This is a genomic window from Paenibacillus sp. NRS-1781 (assembly GCF_050467745.1).
Classification (GTDB): Bacteria; Bacillota; Bacilli; order Paenibacillales; family Paenibacillaceae; genus Paenibacillus; species Paenibacillus terrae_A.
Genome location: NZ_JBITPI010000043.1, coordinates 22668 through 38613 on the forward strand (window position 1 = coordinate 22668; position 15946 = coordinate 38613).

15 protein-coding genes are annotated in these 15946 nt (G+C 43.4%); 7 read left to right on the top strand and 8 right to left on the bottom strand.

Annotation, left to right across the window (positions count from 1 at the left end; translation table 11 throughout):
• Window positions 1–59: 59 nt before the first annotated feature.
• Window positions 60–497, bottom strand: coding sequence for a hypothetical protein (locus ACIFO6_RS15435; RefSeq protein WP_430041652.1), 438 nt, complete (start codon window positions 495–497; stop codon window positions 60–62).
• A 247-nt stretch (window positions 498–744) separates the two neighbouring features.
• Here ACIFO6_RS15435 and ACIFO6_RS15440 point away from each other — a divergent pair, with 247 nt between their 5' ends.
• Entirely contained in the window at window positions 745–1725 is a 981-nt protein-coding gene (locus ACIFO6_RS15440) for an alpha/beta hydrolase (protein ID WP_430041654.1), read from the top strand.
• Window positions 1726–1894: 169 nt separating this feature from the next.
• Window positions 1895–3262 (top strand): tetratricopeptide repeat protein, encoded by a 1368-nt coding sequence (locus ACIFO6_RS15445; RefSeq protein WP_430041657.1) that lies wholly within the window; start codon window positions 1895–1897, stop codon window positions 3260–3262.
• 314 nt (window positions 3263–3576) lie between these two features.
• On the opposite strand, the gene ACIFO6_RS15450 is transcribed toward ACIFO6_RS15445, so the two are convergent.
• From ACIFO6_RS15450 to ACIFO6_RS15465, 4 genes are all read right to left on the bottom strand, one after another.
• Window positions 3577–4254, bottom strand: coding sequence for a cell surface protein (locus tag ACIFO6_RS15450; RefSeq protein ID WP_430041660.1), 678 nt, complete (start codon window positions 4252–4254; stop codon window positions 3577–3579).
• Between the two features lie 187 nt (window positions 4255–4441).
• A complete protein-coding gene (locus ACIFO6_RS15455; protein ID WP_430041663.1) occupies window positions 4442–5170 on the bottom strand; it encodes a copper amine oxidase N-terminal domain-containing protein in 729 nt (242 codons plus the stop codon).
• A 211-nt stretch (window positions 5171–5381) separates the two neighbouring features.
• The gene (locus ACIFO6_RS15460) at window positions 5382–6059 is read right to left on the bottom strand and encodes a cell surface protein (protein ID WP_430041665.1); all 678 of its coding nucleotides are present in this window, start codon (window positions 6057–6059) and stop codon (window positions 5382–5384) included.
• A gap of 17 nt (window positions 6060–6076) precedes the next feature.
• A complete protein-coding gene (locus tag ACIFO6_RS15465; protein ID WP_430041666.1) occupies window positions 6077–6607 on the bottom strand; it encodes a matrixin family metalloprotease in 531 nt (176 codons plus the stop codon).
• Between the two features lie 1032 nt (window positions 6608–7639).
• Here ACIFO6_RS15465 and ACIFO6_RS15470 point away from each other — a divergent pair.
• The gene (locus ACIFO6_RS15470) at window positions 7640–7819 is read left to right on the top strand and encodes an aspartyl-phosphate phosphatase Spo0E family protein (RefSeq protein ID WP_430041668.1); all 180 of its coding nucleotides are present in this window, start codon (window positions 7640–7642) and stop codon (window positions 7817–7819) included.
• Between the two features lie 553 nt (window positions 7820–8372).
• Here ACIFO6_RS15470 and ACIFO6_RS15475 read toward each other — a convergent pair.
• Entirely contained in the window at window positions 8373–8963 is a 591-nt protein-coding gene (locus ACIFO6_RS15475; RefSeq protein ID WP_430041670.1) for a DUF4183 domain-containing protein, read from the bottom strand.
• A 495-nt stretch (window positions 8964–9458) separates the two neighbouring features.
• On the opposite strand from ACIFO6_RS15475, the gene ACIFO6_RS15480 reads away from it, so the two are divergent.
• The 3 genes from ACIFO6_RS15480 (at window position 9459) to ACIFO6_RS15490 (ending at window position 11522) form a co-directional block, all read left to right on the top strand.
• Window positions 9459–9872: a DUF4183 domain-containing protein gene (locus tag ACIFO6_RS15480; RefSeq protein WP_430041672.1), complete on the top strand. Its 414-nt coding sequence runs from the start codon at window positions 9459–9461 to the stop codon at window positions 9870–9872.
• Window positions 9873–9995: 123 nt separating this feature from the next.
• Window positions 9996–10280: a DUF4183 domain-containing protein gene (locus ACIFO6_RS15485; RefSeq protein WP_430041673.1), complete on the top strand. Its 285-nt coding sequence runs from the start codon at window positions 9996–9998 to the stop codon at window positions 10278–10280.
• Window positions 10281–10313: 33 nt separating this feature from the next.
• Window positions 10314–11522, top strand: coding sequence for a hypothetical protein (locus tag ACIFO6_RS15490; protein ID WP_430041675.1), 1209 nt, complete (start codon window positions 10314–10316; stop codon window positions 11520–11522).
• A 191-nt stretch (window positions 11523–11713) separates the two neighbouring features.
• Here the strand turns inward: ACIFO6_RS15490 and ACIFO6_RS15495 are convergent, their stop codons facing one another.
• The gene (locus ACIFO6_RS15495; protein WP_430041676.1) at window positions 11714–12280 is read right to left on the bottom strand and encodes a hypothetical protein; all 567 of its coding nucleotides are present in this window, start codon (window positions 12278–12280) and stop codon (window positions 11714–11716) included.
• A 13-nt stretch (window positions 12281–12293) separates the two neighbouring features.
• Window positions 12294–13880 carry a DUF4153 domain-containing protein gene (locus ACIFO6_RS15500; protein WP_430041678.1) on the bottom strand — a complete coding sequence of 529 codons (1587 nt, stop codon included), beginning with the start codon at window positions 13878–13880 and terminating at the stop codon, window positions 12294–12296.
• A 147-nt stretch (window positions 13881–14027) separates the two neighbouring features.
• On the opposite strand from ACIFO6_RS15500, the gene ACIFO6_RS15505 reads away from it, so the two are divergent.
• Window positions 14028–15776 carry an ABC transporter substrate-binding protein gene (locus ACIFO6_RS15505; RefSeq protein ID WP_430041681.1) on the top strand — a complete coding sequence of 583 codons (1749 nt, stop codon included), beginning with the start codon at window positions 14028–14030 and terminating at the stop codon, window positions 15774–15776.
• Window positions 15777–15946 lie beyond the last annotated feature (170 nt).

The following is a 15946-nucleotide window of genomic DNA, read 5'->3' on the forward strand; positions in this document are numbered from 1 at the left end:
GAAGCAGAGAGAGTACATCTGCTTCCGGAGCCAATACGTTTACCGAGATTTTGAAGATATCAATCGTGCGTGTAAAATTTCACTCCAGGCAGATCTGCTGCCACCCACGAGTAGTTAATAGTATTACTGTTGTAATTTTTGGTCCCCGCCTGAGCAACTTGTACCTCTTTCAAGATCGTGATTGATGAACCCTTCGGTCTGACAACGACGACATGACCATGCCCGTCCGCCTTTTTGATCCCGATGGTAGGGTAGCCGAGGTTGGCTCTTTTTTGAGCATCCAGAAAGGTTACGGAGTACCATCCTGGCGTATTGTTACCGGACAAAGCATCAGCCATCTGATTGGCCAAGCCACTTGGTAAGGAAGCCGACATAGCTGACATCACATCTTGCGCAAAAATATTACACTTCGTTCCACCTACCGGCGAATACTTTTTGTTCGTTTCTACCTTCAAACCGTCAATTACAGATGCATAGGTGCTTGCACTTCTAGCCATTTGAATTTCCCCCTGTATATAAGTTGTAGAAGAAACGATGGAGTCGCCTGAACATCTGAATGGCTCCACATTCAAAGGATGTTGGCCTCAATTCCCTCTCAACATTTTAGGTGAATTCCGGCTTTCTTTAACAACGTAATACACGAAAAATAGTTAAGTTAAAATTAAGCTGCTGTTTTCTCTTGGATAAGATTGAGCATTTATAATGAGGGGAATACAAGGAGAGTAGCTGTTGAGTTAAAGGAGGATGCGAAAAGTGAAAAAATGGCTTAAAAGATTAGGGAAGACGGTTATGTTCGGGGTGCTGGCTATTTTGGTTCTTCTGGCATCAGGTGTGATATATGAACAGGTAAGCACCCGGCAGGATCTGAAATCTTATACCCCCAGCGGAAAGCTATACCCTGTGAATGGGCATAATATGCATTTATATACCGGAGGACAAGGGAAAGTAACGGTTGTATTCGCTTCCGGGTGGGGCACGGCCAATCCGTATGTCGATTTTTCCCCACTGTACGATAAGCTTGCACCACATGTTAAATTTGCAGTTTATGACCGGTTTGGCTATGGGTATAGTGATACGACGGACAAGAAGCGTGACATTGATACAATAACGAATGAAATACACGAATTGCTTCAGGTGTCCGGTCAAAAGCCACCTTACCTGTTTGTAGCACATTCGCTAGGCTCCCTCGAAACGCTCCGGTTTGCACAGAAATACCCGGACGAGGTACAAGGCATCGTGATGCTGGATAGCGGAAGCCCGGAATATTACTATACTGATGCTGAGGAGCCCGTACGCGGCGGCTTGATCAATCAGTTGCTCATTAAAACAGGCGTAATTCGGATGCTTTTTCACTCTGACAGTTTTATCGAAGCCTCACGGGCAGCTCGCAACGGCTTGAAGTTCGTGCCGGATAAGCTGAAGAAGATTGATATGACAGCCTCATTGCTTAAGCTTGAAAATGCCAATATAGAGGACGAGCTGCGTCAATCGCGGACGAATGCAAAGGTCGTATTGGATGACAAACAGCCCTTCCTTTTCCCGCTTACTGTGCTGACCTCCGATTACTTAGGGGTTCCCGATGACGTCTGGAACAAGTACGAAAAGGAATTTACTTCCTGGTCCGTGCAATCGAAGCAATTGGTGGTTAAGGATACCGAGCATTATATTCATCAATATCGCCCTGATCTCGTTGCAGATGAGATATTGGCCTTGACCAAGCGGTAGTTTGAAAAAATTTTCACAAAGAAAAACCCTGCATGTCTTGGTATTCTCAAGATATACAGGGTTGTTTGTGCTTTGAGCTTCGATATCTCTCCAGCTTTATATATCCATAATTCACAAAAAGTAATTACTTGAAAAGTATATATAATACATCCATAAGGGGTTGTTACATTTGGAACCTACAACCACGATACGCACAGAACTGGGAAACTTCATGAAACAGAATGGGTTAAACATTACCCAATTCGGCCTAGTGGCAGACATCAATCCAGGCACAATAAGCGGGATCGTCACAGGCAACCGCGCACTCTCGGTTCATCAGTTAGACCGCATTACAGCTACGTTAGGCCACTCCAAAGGGCATTTTTACAAGAATTATATTGAGGACTTTTTGAGTGCAACAACTCCTAACATCCGTAGAGTCAGACCCCTTTTGTACCATTGCGCGGAGTTGGACATGCTGGATTGTATTGAGCAGGTCGTCAGCTTGCTCATGGAAAAGCTGGCATACGGCGATGCCCTGTTTACCATAGCTGAGGGCTTTTTCCAACAAGGGAAGTTTGCAGCGTCTATCATCCTGTATGAAAGCATTGCCGTCGGTGAGAAAAAGCAGCACTCTGAGCGACTAGCCCTTTGTCAGTACCGCATTTTTATGGCGAAGCAAGGGGACGACCAGGAAATAAATTACCAGGCTGCGATCCATTTCGAGGATTACGTTGAACGGCTTGATGATGCCGACCAGCTCGACGCGTTAAAGGATTTAGTGAATACATATCGCTCATTACGAAAATGGGGTAAGGTAAACATATTCGCTAAGATCATGGGAGACAAGGCTGCCATTCAGTGCGGGATCAATCAACAGGTTAAGTTGAAAAGACGGAAAAAGAAGAATCCAGTCAATCCCCCATTCGTGTATTGGGCCTACTCCTATTTACTTCATGCAGGTGTCTGTGAGGCCCAGAAAGACTACAATCAGGCATTGAAGTATACGTACACTTACGCTGATTTAAGTTGGGTAAAGGAAACGGATGAACAGACCTTGCTATGGAAGGGGCGGTTTACAGAATGGGCGCAGGCTAATACGTACGTGAATAAGCTGTTGGCTGGAGATATAAGTGTCCTTCCAGACTATTTAACTTACGTTACTTCCAAGAAAAACGAGGTTCTCACCGCACTGGTTAACATAATTGAAGCGGCTAACCAATATGATTTTAATGTAGATGATGTACTCAAGCGGTTTGAAACAGAGATCCAGTCTCTAGTTAAACAACAAAAAAGTGTAGGCGTGTACACCCAACAATTCATGTCAGAGCGCATCGCTCATTTTTTACAGGAATTAGCTAATTACAACTTACGTAGAGGTAAAAATCAAGAGGGATTTAAACATTTAATTAACAGCTTGGAATTATCCTCTGCAACTAATAATAGACCCTATATAATTGAGTGCGTGAAATTAGTCGAGCATTATAGAAAAAATGCATCTTCCAATATAATAACATCCTACCAAACTTTAATTAATGAGGTGCGTGATGAAGAATAAGTTAAGACTGATCCTTTTGGTGACTATTCTCCTGTTAGTAGCAATAGTGATCATTCCAATACAGCATCTAGAAAAAGGATCTACCTACAAACCATTTGAACAACATGGTGGGGTTTGATGATTTTTGCTAAAGCATTTTATACCGTGGAGCCAGCTCTTCGAGCTGGTTTATTCTTTTGAAGATTTGCAAAGTAAGGGAATATACATCTTTAGATTAAAAGCAGTCTAAACCCCTTATAGTAGAGGTTTAGACTGCTTTAAAAAAATCTATATCAAAAATTGGTATTCAGAGCTTCGCAGTAGAATGCTCATATTTAAGAAGCTTCATATTTGGAAGTAGACCTTTCTCGATCTTTAACAATCTCGTTTTTATAGGCATCTTGATACGTTTTATATTCCTCTGTTTTGGTTAGTTCATTAGTAATGCTCTCTTCACTAAGTTTCTGGATACTGTTTTTCGAAAAAACATCTGTTTTTACCTCTATGTTAGAATTAGGTCCTGATACGAGTAAAGAACCATCCTGCTCTGCGGTCGCAGTGAACACATATACCTTTCCTTTTTGTGGTAGGGAATCATCTTCAAATAAGAAATATGTGCTCTTATCATCATTCAGTCCACCAAATTTTTGAATAGGAATGGAAACATCCTTCTTTAAATTACCTTTTATATTACTAAGCACTTTAACGGAGTAATTTGTATAGGGACTTGTCAATACTTTGGGTCCATCTTCCGTTTCTTTCGTTACAGGAAATTTATAGTCGGTTCCCGTCATTTCTTCTACGAGGCCTACAAACGCATAGTCAGCATAACCTACAACCTCTTTGGGGTTATTTATATCTATAACAAATGATGCTTGTAAATAACTGGTCGGAATCTCACCAGACTTCGTTATATTCTTGTCTATTTTAGGATTTGAACAACCAGAAGCCAGTATTGCAACCGTAGTGAAAATGGACAAGAACATAAATGCTTTCTTCATGTTAGTTCTCATTGGTCGTACCTCCTTAATTAGTATCTTTTATAAGCAAGATCGTATGAAGCTTTATCATTAGCGCTGAGCCTTGTTATCGACGTAACATACGAAAAATTAAAAAAAGTCGAATGCCTTCAAGCAATCGACTGTGCGAAAATAGATTAATCAGCATGAACAAGGCGTTAAGGACTATTTTTTATCTTTTTCACTTAATCTCATCTTTTGTTTTTATCGTTCTACCAGCAACTAATACATATTGAAGAGGATCTTTTATAGTGGGAAATGAAATGCTTCGAGAAACCGAGCTTCCCTTTTCAATCTTTGGACGCTTTCTATCGGGAATATCTACGGAAGCCTGATCAGCATCCATGTTAAGCGTTTGATTAAAGACAAATATATTGTTTCTACCCCAATCCAATTCGGTGACATGTTGAAGAACCTTACTTTGGTTAAAAGATTCATTTTGCAAAACAACCTTATTATTTTTATATTCAAATGGAATATCCATAGCTCTTAGTAATACACCAAGTGGAATGATAAAAGAATTCTGCTTCACTTCAGGATAGGTATCCATTTGAACAGTCTCACCATTGAACTCATACATATCCTTACCTTTGTAAAACACAATCTTGTCTTTTTTCCAGTTGATAATAGCTTCCTGTGACTTCAAATTGTATTCAACTTTAGCACCAAGAAGTTCAGACACAGAACGAAGGGGAGCCATTAAACGATTTTCTTTATTTGTATATGGGCCTACGGGAGCGCTGTACAGGATATCGTAATCGTTTACTTTAAATAAGGATGTTCCGCTAAAGTTCAAAGAATGATCAGTTTGAGCTGCATTAACTACAGGAGATGCACTGAACAGAGCAAATGCAAGTAAAGTGAAGGATAGCTGAGTTGTCCTAAATATACACATAAATAGAGGGTTCAAGTTTAACCTCCTTCTTTTAATCGCTGCTACCAATTGACTAATGATACGATATAAAAATCAAATGAGTTCTTCCTTTAGTAAGTTACCGTATAATTCATTCTTGAACTTTAGATTAAAAGCAGTCTAAATCCCTTATAGTAGAGGTTTAGACTGCTTCACAAAAATTTATATCAGAAATTGGTATTTAGAGTTTCGCAGCAGAATGCTCATATTAAGGAGCTTCATACTTGGAAATAAATCTTTCTCGATCTTTAACAATCTCATTTTTATAGGCATCTTGATACGTTTTATACTCCTCTGTCTTGGTTAGTTCATTAGCAATGCTCTCTTCACTAAGCGCCTGGATACTGTTTTTCGAAAAAACATCTGTTTTTACCTCTATGTTAGAATTAGGGCCTGATACTAACATAGAACCATCGGGCCGTGCGTTAGCAGTGAATACATAAATTTTTCCTTCCTGTGGAAGAAGATCGTCTTCATTTAAGAAATATTCGCTCTTATCATCACTCAGACCTCCGTTTTTTTGAATTGGAATGGAAACATCCTTCTTTAAATTACCTTTTATATTATCAAGCACTCTAACCGAATAATTCGTATAGGGCATCGTCAATACTTTGGGGCCATCCTCCGTTTCTTTCGTGACAGGAAATTTATAATCCGTTCCCGTCATTTCTTCTACGAGGCCTACAAATGCATAGTCAGCATAACCTACAACCTCTTTGGGGTTATTTATATCTATAACAAATGATGCTTGTATATAGCTAGTTGGAATTTCGCCAGATTTCGTTATATTCTTGTCTATCTTAGGATTTGAACAGCCAGAAGCCAGTATTGCAACCGTAGTGAAAATGGACAAGATCATAAATGCTTTCTTCATGCTAGTTTTCATTGGTTGTACCTCCTTAATTAGTATCTTTTATAAGCAAGATCGTATGAAGCTTTATCATTAGCGCTGAGCCTTGTTATAGACGTAACATACGCATACATTAAATCATTACTTGTATTATGTTCCAACCCAAGAGCATGACCAAGCTCATGAGTGGCAACATTTTGTTTCTCAGCAGAACTCAACTGGTTCATTCGATATTGATTGAATGTCATCCTACCTGATGGATAGGTTAGAGCAGCATAGTTATCTATATCGTAATAATCGGACAAAGTAACATCTTCAATAGTTGATGCATAGTCCGGTCTAATAATGCCAAATTTATAATTTTCCCAGGTATTTACCCCGGCATTAAATGAAGTTTGATAAGCTGTACTTCCTCCCCATTCTAGGTGCTTAGTAGAATCAACTAAATCCCACGACAATAAGGATGTGGTACCAGCAGAGGCTTGCAAAGAAAAAAACAATGAACTGTGTAATGATAAAATAGTAAGTGCAGCAATTGCAACGATTTTTTTAGTCATAACTTTATGGATATTCCCCTTCTTCATTCTATATCCTCCCTAAATTTTAATATAATGTATAAAAAATATGATACAATGTACATTATCTGCTTTTTTTTCACAAAATGATTTCATAGATTAAATTTGAACTGTATATTTTTAAAGAATGTTGAGGTTTATAGCTAGACCCCATGCCTCTAATTTTCTATAAAAGAACACCTCCTTTTATGATGTGCTCCCCATTAAGATGCATGACGTTTGCACACAGCCCTTTGAGTCCCTCTATTCATTAGACACTCACTATTGCAGTTCTAAGGTGAGAGGAGAACTAAATCGCCCCATATCCCAAACTATAACAACAAACCCTCTTTGTGTCATTGACTATAAAACTATGAAAATTCCAAAATTTATGATATTTTAGACACTCTTTTTTAAGCTCTATCATCTGTCTCCACGAATTCAGGTATCTCCATCCAAGCTTGATGCAACAGGCATTTATAATAATTTAAATTTGAAGCAGTATTCAGATTTTGGGCAATAGTCAGTAATCTTTAAAAATATTAATCCAAAAAAATCTGAATGTTTCTTTAGTGATTCGTGGGATTGGTAGCCCAAATCATCGGTTCCAACTAGATATTTTCATGATTAAATAGGATAAACCTCCAGTATATTCAACGCCGAGTATATTAAACAGCAACCAAAAAGCGTATATGCCCCACAAAATATATCTGATCAAATGTTCGGGGTTGTTTGAGCAATTCAAGAATTTTGCAAGCGACCAAACAGGTTCAGAATACTACAATTTAATTAACGAAGTGAGAAAAGAGAGATTATTCTATCTCTAATTCTAATAGCCTTTTTAGAGAGCAACTGCACTCCCTACCAATTCCATAGGACTATTTACAAGCCAAATAGTCGCTATCGAGATCGAGCTATAACCACTTGTAGATATTAATTTCACTTACAGCCAGCTTTTTGAGCTGGTTTTTTCTTTTAAAGGATGAGGCATCATGCACTTTCACTTTTCCCAAAAATACACATGGCACCCTAAAATAAGTACCATCTAAGGAGGGATGTATGATGGAAAGTGAGGTAACATTGCAACAGCGACTAGAGAACAATCGACAACGGCTCTATGATTTGCAAGCGAAATACGGACTAGGTCACATGTATGTACTCCGGCAATCTATGGTTTTGGACGAGCTGATTAATCAATATCATCGGATGTACTATACAAAATTAAAAAAGCCGATCGCTTGACAGCAATCGACTGGGCGAGAAACTTGTGGTGGGTCACTCGCCCTTTTATTGTAACATACATGCCAAATCATCTGATTACCCGCTCTATCATTTATTTTTCAGTTCATTCATACAGAAGATACATATCCAAGCATTTTTAAAATATGTAAGATGTTGAAGCTCGCCACATAAAATACATGCCTCCCCCACGCATCGTCGCATAATCAAGCCACTCTCCGTCATCCAAAATTCCATGGCTGTATACTTGTCAATCCCAAGACGCCTCCTTATATCTACGGGGATGACAATCCGACCTAAGCTATCCAAGTCCCTGACCATTCCTACGCGATCCAAGAAAAAACCTCCTTATTCATAAGACTCAATACACCCAAAATAGGCATACATGCTTTGGATAAGGAAATATTTATCATCACATGGCGTGAATTGGAAAAGAAACGGTACCTGCTGAAGAAGTTACATCGGTAGTAGTATGGGCTTCATAATAATCAGATAATGTAATCTCTTCAACAGGAGATACACGGTTTGGTCTAATCATACCAATTTATAATTTCACTCAGTTCGCCATTTGTAATGTAAATTGAAAAACCTCGAAAATAAACGGCGTACCCGTAATTACAAGAGCTTCTTCCAATTCAACAGTCAATGTGCTCCTACTTATCTGGTACAACCTGCTTTCCTGCAGTACCCCATTAATATACAAATCTGTGTAGCTGTTCGCACCCAATTCTGGAAGCTGACTTGCCAACTGTCCATCATCATTCGTAAACTGGGAAATAGAGATTTGAATCGTACCCGTTAGATCTGAATCGGCAAAATAGAAATATCGCTGTACCTCAGGCACAACCGTGATCCCATCCAAATTAAGCGGTGGTCCCTGGTCTCCCTGTGGCCCAACCTCTCCTTGCAAGCCTTGAATCCCTGGAACCCCCTGAAGCCCCCGCTCACCTTGGGGGCCCATGGCGCCCGCCTGGCCCTGGGGCCCGGCACTACCCGGAATGCCCTGGGTCCCTGCCAGACCCTGTATACCTTGATGTCCAGCATGACCATCGGCCCCCCTTAATCCCTGCACCCCTTGAATGGCTTCTCCTGAATTTCCTTGAGGTTTCTGTTCGACTCGCAGTCTTCGTTGGCCTTTAAATTTCATAAAGCAGATTTTTTTATTTGATAAACCTGAGGGCACCCGCTCAGCGTGCAAATGATGTCTATAAGCGCATATTCTCCTTCTTCTTCTACCCTGTCTATAAATACGTTTCTTTCCCTTTTTGTTACGCATGCAGCTCGTTTCTGTACGATAAATGGGCATACAACGCAATGATCCCATCTTTCGTTCTCTTTCTTTCTTTGTTCTCCTTGTCACCTTGGTCAAGCGATATCTTTTACGCAACAATAAATTTCCCAATACTAACACCTCCATAATTAAGTACAGTTTCATTATCTTATGGAATCTAAACCAACCTGATTGGACAGATGACCTCCTTAAATTCTTTTTTCAAAAAACATCAATTTTAATTAATCTATTAATACTTACTACCACTTCGCCGTTACATTATTTTCATTTCTGAATTTACTGAAAGTAGGACTGAATCCCCTGCTTTTTTCAGAAAAATAAATTTCCCAATTTTAGAATGGAGGCACCAACATGCCCGTTATTAAACCTGTTTATACCGCCGTTGCAACTGCACCGGTCGCAAGCGGAGGCGTAGTCACCACTACTGTAAGCCCAGCTATTACAAATTTTTTCTCAGCTGTAACTGCTGGTGATATTGCCGGAGGTGTTACAACACTTCTCGCCGCAAGCTTTGTTGATGATGCTGATGCTCCAGTCGTCGCTTTACCTGTCCTTAGCGCAGACGATTATTACAATGTATTTGTGAATGGTGTTTTGCAGCAGGCTACTTTATCCACTTTGACACCCGCCAGTCTAGTTTTGGCGACCACTGATATTTCCGTAGGTGTTCCTATCACCCTGGCTATAGCCAGCTTTGGGAATACAGTCTCAACCATTACGACTCAACCAGCCATTTCAGCACCAACGGTTACGATCAGCACTTAATTATTTTTTTAAAATAAAGTGGATTCAGGACCCTTTTCTCAAATGATATACGTTAGCTTGGAGATTCGCAGTCTCGTAAACTGTGAATCTCCAGGTTTCAATAACTGGAGGTGAGATATACTTATGCCAATCATTCCTCCGTATCAGGGATCAAAAAAATTTGTCTCCAACATTTTAGAAGGCACAGGAACAGGAGCCTCCTTTTCAATTGCAGCTATAAACTTTATTGATGATGCAGGATTGACAGTAACTTCATTTCCAACAACGTTTAACTACTATCTTCTCTATATTAACGGTGTACTCCAATTGGATAATTCATCCTCCGTTTCAGCAACTGCGATTAACTTTCCAGATGGAGACACACTTGATCCGTCTGTACCGATCATGGTTGAATTCATCATCAGGTAAATTTCAATGTTTATAGAAGGGAGTGGTACATCCATGAGTCCAACAATTCAACCGATATACAACTTATCAGGCGTTTCACCAACACTGAACTCAATGACTGACAAGTTACAAACGGCTGAAGCAAGTCCTCAGTTCAACTACGCTTCCAATTATGGTATTTCTCAGTTGAGGGATATTATCACCACAAACGGCGGAGGAAATGTGCAAAATTCGGCAGAAACGTATCAACTGAGTACATCAGCAGCCTCCAATGATCGTGCAGAGCTCCAAACAGCCGAACGCGGACAATTTCTTAACGGGGCGGCATTTGAATCCGGTATTAATGTACAAGTCCCTATCCCCCCCACAGGAACTCAGCGGGCTGAATGGGGATATAGCGACAACACGAATGGGGCTTATTTTGGACAAGATAGCAGCGGCGTATATGTGGCTCTGCTACAAAATGGAGTAGAGACGTTGAAGGTGTATCAATCCTCATGGAATATTGATGCGATGGATGGAACCGGTTCTAGTCGGGTGACCCTGGACACAACTGACGGCTATCTTTATCAGGTTCGCTACAACTATACCTACGGACAAGTAGAATTCCGTATCATTGCAATTAATCCTCAGCTGTTTCAGCAAGCCGTTACAGTGCATCGCTTCACTCCGTCAAGCGCTGCACTACTGAAGGACGCTAACCAGAATATCAGGGCAACCGTCCTCAACGGTGCATCCGGGGGAGCCTTCAGCATCAATGTAGGAGGAAGGTATTTTACCAACCTGGGTTCCATCTTTAAGACCTCTCGAATCACAACAGAAACCCGGATCAATGCCACGATATCAAGTACTGCCTTCACTCCTACAGTGAGCTTCCGAAGAAAATCCTTTTTTCCAGACAACAGTACCCAGGTAAACTCTATAAATTTGGGGACTGCCAGCTTTGATATATTGGCTTCGGCCGATCTCCAATGGGAAGTCCGGATTAATTCAGTCCTCACTGGCGCATCCTTCGGAGCAGTGAGCGGGACTCCCTCTTCCGAAAGCTCCTTGCAGTCGGATATCTTGGCAACGGCTATGAATACGTCTCAAGGCGTTCGGGTGTTGGGGGGCCTGTCAGTTGCAGGAACGATAGAGGGTGTCACCAATGTACAAGTTCCTTTTACACTTCCCGGAAACGGTAATTTAACTCTGGCCTTGCGAACATTGAACAATGTCAACGGTAATGCGAGCGTATCCTTACGCTTGGAAGAGTTTTGGTAAGCAGACGGATCTGTTAGATAACTACAATTTGCATCATGTATAGGAGGATAGCCCATATAAGAGGTGTTATATTGCACTTTTACGGGCTTGACTGGCAAATACACTTCGACATCTATGTCAAAGCGTACTTGTCGGTTAATTCCGGCTTCAAAAAAGTCAGATATACGATTCTTTTTAATCATAGTTACCTCTCATTCTTCACTCCGCCCGTTCAGCCACTTGAACCAGTGGAGCACATGACTGAATCGGTATTCATGCTGCGAAGCGTAGGTCCACACCTCTGGCTCCTCAGCGGGCTCCTTCCAGACCAGCATGGAAAAGTGGCCTTCCTCCTCATTGGCGACCGACAGCAGCGAAAGACGATCATCCCCAAATCGGTATGGGGCCGATTCGACCCAATAATTCCGCATATCGCTGATCCAACTGCGAAACCGCTCTGTGCTTGAGATCCGTAGCACGTCATCCGGCAAGAGCATATGCTCTCCCATGTCCTGCCAGTACCCGGCATAACGGTAGCGTGCTTCCAGCATCGGACTGAGCGGCCGGGTTTTGCCGGGAGCCAGCATGGGCATACACGTGACGGGAACGATCGGACCGATGCTCTGGATAGCATAAGAGCGGGCCTCCCCCTCACTCAAACCGAGATACATAGCCTCCGCGAGAAAAGCGTTCCGTCTTGCAACAAACTGATGCTGATACTGTGACATTTCATTTTGTAGCTCCAACACCATACCCTGTACTGCATCTGTTCCGATCATTCCCAAGCACCTCTCATTCCAAAATATAGTCGTGCAGCTTGCGCTGTGCCCGATATTCGGCCCAATTGAACGCAGGCCATGCCGTTTCTTCCCTCGTCATGCTCATCAGACGACCTTGTAGAAACTCATCCATCGCTCCGTGTTCCTTACGGCTAAATTCAATCAGCAGCGGAATAGCATCCGCCGATAGCCCACTCAAATATTCCTTATCGATCACCGAGGTCGTGCGATACCGTTCGAGATTATTTTCAGCAATCCGTACATCAATACCCACATAATTCACGACGAGATACGCCACCAAAGCGAGTACAACATAATATTTCGCCAGCGGAAGCTGACGGACATGAATGCGCACCGCTGCAATGAGCAGCAGCAAGCCCAGAAAAATCATAAATGCGTGTACCAGATAACGGGTGTATGTATATCCGTACGCCTGTTCATACATGACCAGCCGGGTATAACCCGAATACAGCATCACACCCGAGCAGCCCACGAGTACATACAGCAGGCTGTTGTTCATTTTTTGCAATATATTTGAGCCGAATTCGGTCCACTTTAGCACACTGATCATCAGGACAAAGTTGATACCTGTCACCATAACCAGCTCCCCGAAGCCCCTTCTCGCATATTCTGCATATGAGGTTCCTTCCGGCAAGGCACCTTCCCATGCACCAAACAGATATCCGAACTGCAATACGACGAATACAACATACACCAGATTCATAACCATCAGCACCGTAGCTGTAATCACAGGATCAAACCTGATCGCTACCAGCTCGTGATAAGGTATCCTTGGTCTGTCGATGATCATCGAGGAATGACCATCATACTCGGTGGTTTGACCCTTCGCCCCCTCGCTTAACCCGTGCCACGACTGCGCCTCTTGCTCTGGATCACGCAAAGCAGGCTGTACGAATCCCCACAAATAGCAGAAAAAACAGAAGGTAAAGAAGCAGGTCCAGATCAGCCGCAGCATTCCGCTACCAAATGACAGCGTGCCGATCCATGAAGGTATACACGATAACAACTCCTCGAACATCCCATCCGCTGATGCCAGCAAAGATATGATAATGAACAGCAGCGGCAGGGCGATCAGCAAACCGACTATCACTTTCCCCAATACACGTTTGCGCTCATTCTTTACATTCCGAAAGGCTGCTGTTTTGAACATCCGAAACGGAGTCACGACATGCCGCAGATTTTGATAAAACAAATGGCTTAACGCTTGCCCGATGATACCGGGTTCGGACCAGCTATGCCTCTTCTCCCCGAACAGCATCACCATATGTACACTAATCAGAGCAGGTATAGCCAATGCATTTAGCACATATAGAACCGGATTATCGAACAGCGCATACGTCAGCGACAGCAGCACAATTACGATAAACAGCAGTCGCCCCATCCACGAGTCAAGCCGGATACGATCCCGGTTATAGACATACATATAGGTGTAGAACAGAATGACAAAAATCGGCAGAGACACGCCCAGCGCATGCCCGTAAAACAGATATTGATGAACCAGCGCCAACACAATCGCCGCAGTAAAGGCGGACAGGAACGACGGTTTCGGCAAAGACGTTCCACTCATCTTGTCATGCATGGTAAATACCTCCACAACTATGCTTTATAACCCTTATTGTAGATGATAAAATAAGAAGATAAAGAGAAATTAATCGACGTAAAATTTCCTATTTTATATAAACGACTGCACTTTAATCATCCATAGGGGAAACGGAGCAACCATTTTATGAAACTTCATGCCCAATTTTTACGGCTTCACTCGCACACCGCTGACGACAGGGATGAGAACCATACGATAGAGATTACGCTGGATGAGCTGGCCGCTATTTTTGACTGCACCCACCGCAATGCCTTGATGATCATTCAGAAAATGGAAAAGCATGACTGGATACAGTGGACTCCCCGCCGAGGCAGGGGCCGCCGCTCCAGCCTGCACTTCCTGATTCAGCCGGAGGACATTGCGGTGCAGTCCATGATGCAGGCCATCGACCGCCACGACATCAAACGCGCACTGGATGAAATCCGGACCCATTCGCGTTCATCCACGATGCAGGAGCATTTGCAAGGCTGGCTGCTGAACTACTTCGGGCATCACGCAGAGGTTCGCAGCGATCAGCAGCAGATTGATACGCTACGTCTGCCCATTCGCCAACAGCTATACACGCTGGACCCACTGTATATGAACTGGCTCGCGGAGTCCTTCGTATCCAGCCATGTCTTTGACGGACTGGCCCGCCGGGCGAACGAGAGCGGTGAGATTTTGCCGGGACTGGCGCACGCTTGGGAGGTGGACGCCACCCGTACGCAATGGACCTTTTTCTTACGTAAGGAAGTACTGTTCCATAACGGTAAAATACTGACCGCCGAGGATGTGGTTTATACCTTTGAGCGGCTGAGCCGTGCGCCGGGACGGCGGCTGTACCATTTTATCGTTCGGCAAATCGAGCATGTACAGGCGCTAAATCCAACGATGGTACGCTTCGAGCTAAAGGAGCCGAATGAGCTGTTTCTGTCCTTCCTATGTACCAGTCGTGCCGCCATCGTGCCTCGTGAGCTGAATCAGGCGGGTGAAGCAGTCTTTGGCCTCCGCCCTGTGGGCACAGGGGCTTTCAAGGTCACGGAGATGAACGAGAGCTTATGCATTCTGGAGGCATTCGCTCCTTATTTTCAAGGCCGCGCCCATCTGGACCGGGTGGAAATTGTTCAGCTCCCGTGGGCGGCCAAGCCGGAATCGGCGGCAGATACCGCAGATACCGTAGATACAGCTTCGCCCTTTCATATCATCCACAATCCCGTATTGGCCGGGAACACGGATACGGCATGGAGTCAGATTCACTCGGCAGCTTCGGTGCGTAAATTTATTACATGCAATACACACAAGGACGGGCCGTTACGTAACCCGGAGGTACGTGCCCGTATTGTGGCGTGTCTGGATCATCGCAGCCTCCCTCCGATGGTGAATGCATCCGACGATTCGTATGAACCCCCGGCAACGTTGCAAATTGCGACCATTCCCGAGTATAGAGCCGATGCGGACCGGGTCGCGGCCCAACTGGAATCGTGCGGATATACTTGTAATATCGTGGCTGCATCCATGGATGAATTCAAAAGCTCCTCCATCCGTATGGAATCGGACCTGATCATCTTTTCTCTGTTTCGTGACCGTGATGAGCAATTGCGCCTGTTCGATCTGTATCTCAATGTATCCGGGCATGTCGAGCCGCATAGCCGCGTTGATATCGAAAGACTGCTGCGCGATATTACACGGGAAGCGGATCATACGATCAGGGCGCGTCAATTCGAGCATATCGAGGCCCGGCTTATTCATGAGCACCAGCTCCATATTTTATATGAAAAGCCCGTCCAGACAGCATATCTCCCTTCTGTGCGCGGCGTTTCCTTCAACAGCCAGGGTTGGGTGGATCTTCGTCATGTCTGGTTCCCGCCGGCTCAACCGCAAATATCCAAGCTTTAATGAAAACTAAAAAAGGTATCCTCTTTTATAAGAGAATACCTTTCATGTGCTACCCAGCCTAATTTAAGCAGAAGTATCCCTGGATGAAAATGACCAGCCACCCAGCCCATGACTGTGAGCTCCGCTAGGGTCCTCTACAGGGGGAGCAATGGGTGAAGAATTAAGTATGA